Origin of the sequence: Longimicrobium sp. (genome assembly GCF_036554565.1) — a bacterium.
Classification (GTDB): Bacteria; Gemmatimonadota; Gemmatimonadetes; order Longimicrobiales; family Longimicrobiaceae; genus Longimicrobium.
In genome coordinates, this window is record NZ_DATBNB010000301.1 from 1 (window position 1) to 5,703 (window position 5,703).

7 protein-coding genes are annotated in these 5,703 nt (G+C 70.8%); all 7 read left to right on the forward strand.

Annotation, left to right across the window (positions count from 1 at the left end; translation table 11 throughout):
- Positions 1 to 1,209, forward strand: a 1,209-nt coding sequence (locus VIB55_RS08120; protein ID WP_331876173.1) for an efflux RND transporter permease subunit, incomplete at its 5' end; no start/stop codon positions are given.
- 228 nt (positions 1,210 to 1,437) lie between these two features.
- Positions 1,438 to 2,304: an ABC transporter permease gene (locus VIB55_RS08125; RefSeq protein ID WP_331876174.1), complete on the forward strand. Its 867-nt coding sequence runs from the start codon at positions 1,438 to 1,440 to the stop codon at positions 2,302 to 2,304.
- Positions 2,305 to 2,315: 11 nt separating this feature from the next.
- The gene (locus VIB55_RS08130) at positions 2,316 to 3,086 is read left to right on the forward strand and encodes an ABC transporter ATP-binding protein (RefSeq protein ID WP_331876175.1); all 771 of its coding nucleotides are present in this window, start codon (positions 2,316 to 2,318) and stop codon (positions 3,084 to 3,086) included.
- Positions 3,083 to 4,042, forward strand: coding sequence for an MlaD family protein (locus tag VIB55_RS08135; RefSeq protein WP_331876176.1), 960 nt, complete (start codon positions 3,083 to 3,085; stop codon positions 4,040 to 4,042). Before VIB55_RS08130 ends, VIB55_RS08135 begins: the two co-directional genes overlap by 4 nt.
- 5 nt (positions 4,043 to 4,047) lie before the next feature.
- Positions 4,048 to 4,491: a SufE family protein gene (locus tag VIB55_RS08140; RefSeq protein WP_331876177.1), complete on the forward strand. Its 444-nt coding sequence runs from the start codon at positions 4,048 to 4,050 to the stop codon at positions 4,489 to 4,491.
- Between the two features lie 113 nt (positions 4,492 to 4,604).
- Positions 4,605 to 5,120: a c-type cytochrome gene (locus VIB55_RS08145; RefSeq protein WP_331876178.1), complete on the forward strand. Its 516-nt coding sequence runs from the start codon at positions 4,605 to 4,607 to the stop codon at positions 5,118 to 5,120.
- Positions 5,117 to 5,476 carry a hypothetical protein gene (locus tag VIB55_RS08150; protein WP_331876179.1) on the forward strand — a complete coding sequence of 120 codons (360 nt, stop codon included), beginning with the start codon at positions 5,117 to 5,119 and terminating at the stop codon, positions 5,474 to 5,476. Before VIB55_RS08145 ends, VIB55_RS08150 begins: the two co-directional genes overlap by 4 nt.
- Positions 5,477 to 5,703: the final 227 nt, after the last annotated feature.

Consider the following 5,703-nt stretch of genomic DNA (forward strand, 5'->3'; position numbering starts at 1 on the left):
ATCATGATCCAGCTGCAGGGCCCCGACATCACCGTGCTCAACCGGCTGGCGGAGCAGGTGCTGGGGCAGGTGCGGCAGGTGCCCGGCGCGGTGGACGTGGACCTGAGCACCAAGGGGCAGAAGCCGGAGCTGACGGTGGAGCTGAACCGCGGCCTGGCCGGCTCGCTGGGCGTGACGGCGGCGCAGGTGGCGCAGGCCATGCGCCCGGCGTTCGCGGGGATCGACGTGGGCGACTGGGTGGACCCGTCGGGCGAGACGCGCGACGTGTACGTGCGCTTCAACCCCGAGGCGCGGTCGCGCACGGCCGACCTGGCGCGGGTGCCGCTGGTGCTTCCCGGCGGCCCCGGCGGGCAGGCGACCACGCTGCCGCTGGGGCAGGTGGCCACCATCACGCGCGAGCTGGGCCCGGCGCAGATCAACCACCTTGACCGCGAGCGCGTCATCAACGTCGAGGCCAACACGCAGAACCGCCCGCTGAGCGAGGTGGTGGGCGACATCACTACCCGGCTGGAGTCGGTGCGTATGCCGGTGGGTTACCAGCTCACCTTTGGCGGCGACACGGAGGACCAGACGGAGGTGTTCGGGCGCATCATGTTCGCGCTGGGCGTGGCGGTGATGCTGATGTACCTGATCCTGGTGGTGCAGTTCGGCAGCTTCCTGGACCCGCTGGCGATTCTCCTCTCGCTGCCGCTGTCGCTGATCGGCGTGGTGCTGGGGCTGAAGATCGCCGGGAGCACGCTGAACCTGATGAGCATGATCGGCATCATCATGCTCATGGGCATCGTCGCCAAGAACGCCATCCTGCTGATCGACTTCGCCAAGTGGTCCAAGGAAAGCGGGATGAGCACGCGCGACGCGCTGATCGAGGCGGGCGCCATCCGGCTGCGCCCGATCCTGATGACCACCTTCGCGCTGATCGCCGGCATGCTTCCCGTGGCCCTGGGCCGCGGCGAGGGCGCCCAGTTCCGCGCGCCGATGGGCATCGCCATCATCGGCGGCGTGCTGACCAGCACCCTGCTGACGCTGCTGGTGATCCCCACCGTGTGGGAGCTGCTCGACGACATGCGCGAGGCCGTGCTGGGCCGCTTCCGCCGCACCCCCTCGGCGGGGCACGGCGGCGGCCATGGCGGGGGGGCGCACGGCGTGGACCGCGCCATCCCGGTGGAGCCCCGGCTGGTGGGGCGCGAGCCCGCGCACCAGGGCGATTGACCCATGCATCCCGCGCCGCGCACCCGCATCATGGTGCGCGGCGCGGGACGCCCCCGGCGGCGCGGGTGAATCCGCCGGAGCCGCCGCTCCCGTACCTGCGAGAGTCGGCGGAGCGAAGGGCCGGCCGGTGAAACGGGCCGGACGCAGCGGTGTATGAGGGCGTCCCCGGTGGTACGGGGACGCGGCCGGCGCCGAAAGGCCCGGGCGCTTTCTTCTTTCCAGGGTTCCATGCAGACGTCGCGCGAGGAGCCGGCCCCCGGGGCCGGCACCGCGGTTCTCGAAAAAACCAGGCAGCGGCGCACGCCGCGCCCTCACAGCTGGCCCGAGCGGCGGCTGGCCTCGGCCGGGCGCAGCGCCGAGCGGCTGCTGGAGCACGCCGGGGGGATGGCGACGCTGGTGTGGCGCACCCTGGTGTACCTGTTCACGGGGCGCATTCCCTTCCGCGAGTTCGCCAACCAGGTCTACTGGATGGGCGTGGGCTCCATTCCCATCGTCATGGTCACGGGGAGCCTGGCCGGCGTGGTGACCTCGCAGCAGGGCGGCTACCAGTTCACCGGCAACATGCCGCTGGAGTACCTGGGCAGCGTCGTCGCGAGCAGCATCATCCTGGAGCTGGGCCCCGTGCTGACCGCGGTGGTGCTCATCGGCCGGGTGGGCGCGCGCATCACGGCCGAGCTGGGCACCATGCGGGTGTCGGAGCAGATCGACGCGCTGTACTCGCTGGGCCGCGACCCGGTGCGCACGCTGGTGGCCCCGCGCATCGTGGCGGGCATCGTCTCGGTACCCATCCTGGTGGCCATCGCCAACCTGGTGGGGCTGTACGCGGGGATGATGGCCGCGCAGTTCACGGTGGGGCTGGGGCGGCAGTCGTTCTTCTACGGCGCCAGCCTGTTCTGGCACGACTGGGACATGTTCTACTCGCTCTCCAAGGCGCTGGCGTTCGGCTTCGTGATCCCGCTGGTGGCCTGCCACATGGGCCTGGCCACGCGCGGCGGCGCCGAGGGGGTGGGGCGCTACACCACGGCCGCCGTGGTGACCATGACGCTGGGCGTGCTGATCCTGGACGCCCTGTTCCCGCCCCTCCTGCTCAACTGAGGGAGGGCCGCGTGAACGACGTGATGGTGGACTACCGCGACCTGTACAAGTCGTTCGACCACCCGGTGCTGGCGGGGGTGGACCTGGCCGTGGGGCGGGGGGAGACGATTTCCGTCGTCGGCCACTCGGGCACGGGCAAGAGCGTGCTGCTCAAGACCACCATCGGGCTGATCATGCCCGACGAGGGCGACGTGGTGGTCGACGGGCAGTCGGTGTGCGGCGCCACCCGCCAGCAGATGCAGGCGCTTCGCCGCAAGGTGGGCTACGTGTTCCAGAACGCCGCGCTCTTCGACAGCATGACGGTGTTCGAGAACGTGGCGCAGGGGCTGAGCGACGAGGAGCAGCGCGGCCTGGGCGGCAAGGGGCTGATGGGCCGCGTGGTCGAGGCGCTGGAGCTGGTGAACCTGGAGCCCCGCAAGGTGCTGTCGAAGCTGCCCTCGCAGCTGTCCGGCGGCATGCGCAAGCGGGTGGGGATCGCGCGGGCCATCATCGGCCGCCCGCAGATCCTGCTGTACGACGAGCCGGTGACCGGGCTGGACCCGGTGAACGGCACGGTGGTGCACCGGCTGATCGCGCGGCTGGGCGCCGAGCTGGGGGTGACGTCCATCATCGTCACCCACGACATCGAGGGAACGCTCCCCATCAGCGACCGGGTGGCCATGCTGGACCACGGCTTCATCCGGTTCGTCGGCACTGCCGACGAGTTTCGCGACAGCGACGACCCGCTCGTGCGGGCCTTCCTGGAACGCGACGTACCCGACAACGACGAGCTACTGGTATGATCCAGCGCGCCGACGGCCGGGCGCCCACCGCGCCGGCCCATAGACTTTCCAACGACGACCTGCGGGCGATGGCTCCCATGCGTGCACCGCGACGCGAAATTCACGTCGGGCTCTTCGTGGTGATCGGCCTGCTGGCCGTGCTCACCGCCCTTTTCGCGCTCACCGACCCGGGCACCTTCCGCGGCCGCTACCACGCCTACACCGTGGTCAAGGACGCCGACGGCATCCGCAAGGGCGACCCGGTGCGGCTGAAGGGGGTGAACATCGGCCGCATCCGCGACTTCCAGATCGGGCCGAACGGCGTGCGGGTGAGCATGGAGTTCGAAAAGGAGTACCACGTTCCCGCGGGCTCCAGCGTGTCCATCGTCTCCGGCGGCATCCTGCAGTCCATGGTCGCCGAGATCCAGCCCGGCACCTCCACCGAGCGCATCGCGGACGGCACGGTGCTGCCGTACGTGGAAGAGGCGGGCTTCGCGCAGCAGGCGGAGAAAGTGGTGGCCAACTCCGACAGCGTGCTGGTCGCCGCCCAGGCGCTGCTCAGCCAGCGGACGGTGTCGGCGGTGGGAAACAGCGCGGTGGAGATGGAGCAGCTCCTCCGCCAATTGACGCTGCTGGCCACCGACCAGCGCAGGCAGCTGGCGCAGCTCACCACCAGCCTGAACGCCTCGGCGGCGGGGCTGCAGGGCGCCGTCTCGCAGCCGGAGCTGGCGCGGGCCATCGCGCGCACCGACTCCATGACCATCCGGCTGGACGCGGCCACGGGCTCGCTTCAGCAGGCGGGGCAGTCGCTTGCGGCGCTGACGGCGCGGGTAGAGGCGGGCGAGGGCACACTGGGCAAGCTGACGACCGACGACCAGCTGTACCAGAACCTGAACGCCGCGGTCACCAGCCTCAACCAGCTGACGGCCGACATCCGCGCCAACCCGGGGCGCTACATCAACGTGCGCGTGTTCTGACCGCGGTGACGGACGCCATTCCGGGCCAGATCCCGCCCTCGATCGAAAAGATCCTGCGGCGCTTCGCCACCCTGACGCCCGACATGACGCGGCAGGCGCTGGTGCAGTACGCCAAGAAGCTGCCGGACCTGCCGGAGCGGTTCGCGGGACTCGACGCGGCGCAGTTCCGCGTGCACGAGTGCCAGACGCCCGTCGCCATCTATCCCGAGGTGGTGGATGGCAGGATGTACTACCACGCCGACGTCCCCCGCGAGAGCGCCGCCATCCGCGCCCTGCTGGCCATGATCTTCGACGCGGTGAACGGCCAGCCGCCGGAAACCGTGCTGGCCATTCCGCCGGATTTCGTGCGCCAGGTGATGGGCAAGATCGGCCTTTCGGCCCGCGAGGCGGGGCTGGTGGCCATGGTCGAGCGGCTGAAGCGCGCCGCGCGGGAAGCGAAGCAGGCGTAGCGGGTGCTCCCCGCGCGGGCCATCCTCTTGCGTGGAAGGCCCCCGGACGCTCTTTTACGCCGCCCGCGGCGACCGCCGCCGGACGAGAACAGGGACGAGGGACCACGACGACGATGGCGTACGTTTTCCGGGGCCGGCCCGCGCCGGCCGCTCTGCTGCTGGCCGCCGCTCTGCTGGCCGGGTGCGAACCCGGCGCGCAGGGGGGCTACGCGAAGATCTCGTACCGCGGCGACCCGCAGGTGCCGTCGCACGCCTATCCCGAGCCGCCCACCGTGGTGCCCGGCACCAGCGTGGGCGCCGCCGCCGCCAAGGTGGTGCTCGCCAACCCGCCGGCCGGCGTCACCCAGGCCATGGTCGACGCGGGGCAGGCCTCGTTCGGCACCGTGTGCTCCGCGTGCCACGGGCAGAACGGCACCGGCAGCCCCGCGGGGCCCGCGCTCAACGACCGCGCGTGGCTGAACATCAGCGGGCAGTACCCCGAGATCGTCACCCTCATCAACAGCGGCGTCCCCAAGCCCAAGCAGTACCCGGGGATGATGCCGCCCAAGGGCGGCGGCGCCTTCGACGACGCCCAGGTGCGCAGCATCGCCGCGTACGTGTACGCCCTCAGCCAGCAGGGGGGAGCATGAGCCGCAGGGACAACGAGACCTTCCGCACCGTCGAGGGGCGCTACCAGTCGTTCGAAGAGGCCCACCCGAAGCAGCGCTCGCGGTCGGCGTTTGCCAACATCCGGCTTCCCGTGCTGAGCGACGAGGCCGAAAAGGGCGTCGGCACGGCGCTGGGCTTTGGGCTGGGGGCCCTGCTGCTGCTGCTGTGCGCCGTGTGCGTGGCCGCCTCGCGCAGCTGGGCGGCGCTGGACCGCTCGGGTGCCCAGCTGGCGTACGCCATCGCCGCGTTCTTCCTGCTGCTGGCGGGGCTGGGCGGCATCATCGCCACGTACAACCACATCTTCCGGGTGATCCCCGGCGACGGCGGGCACCACTAGCCCCGCACGTGGGGAAAGACGCCGGCCGGGCTCCCTCCGGCCGGCGTTTTTGCGGTCCGGAGCAGGGCACTGCGCGGCTTTGTGCACGCTGTTGAACGTGAGGGCGGGATGAGAGCGTTGACAATTCGCAAGCAGTGACGTATTCTGTGGCTCATCCCTGGAGTACATCCGCGCTTCGTGCGCTCACTGGTTTTCGGAGACCGCCCATGTCCCGTACTCGTTCGTCG

What these genes read in the sequence shown, in the direction of transcription:
- VIB55_RS08135 (WP_331876176.1), top strand. Translation starts at nt 3,083, where the DNA reads ATGATCCAGCGCGCCGACGGCCGGGCGCCCACCGCGCCGGCCCATAGA.
- VIB55_RS08150 (WP_331876179.1), top strand. Translation starts at nt 5,117, where the DNA reads ATGAGCCGCAGGGACAACGAGACCTTCCGCACCGTCGAGGGGCGCTAC.
- VIB55_RS08145 (WP_331876178.1), top strand. Translation starts at nt 4,605, where the DNA reads ATGGCGTACGTTTTCCGGGGCCGGCCCGCGCCGGCCGCTCTGCTGCTG.
- VIB55_RS08125 (WP_331876174.1), top strand. Translation starts at nt 1,438, where the DNA reads ATGCAGACGTCGCGCGAGGAGCCGGCCCCCGGGGCCGGCACCGCGGTT.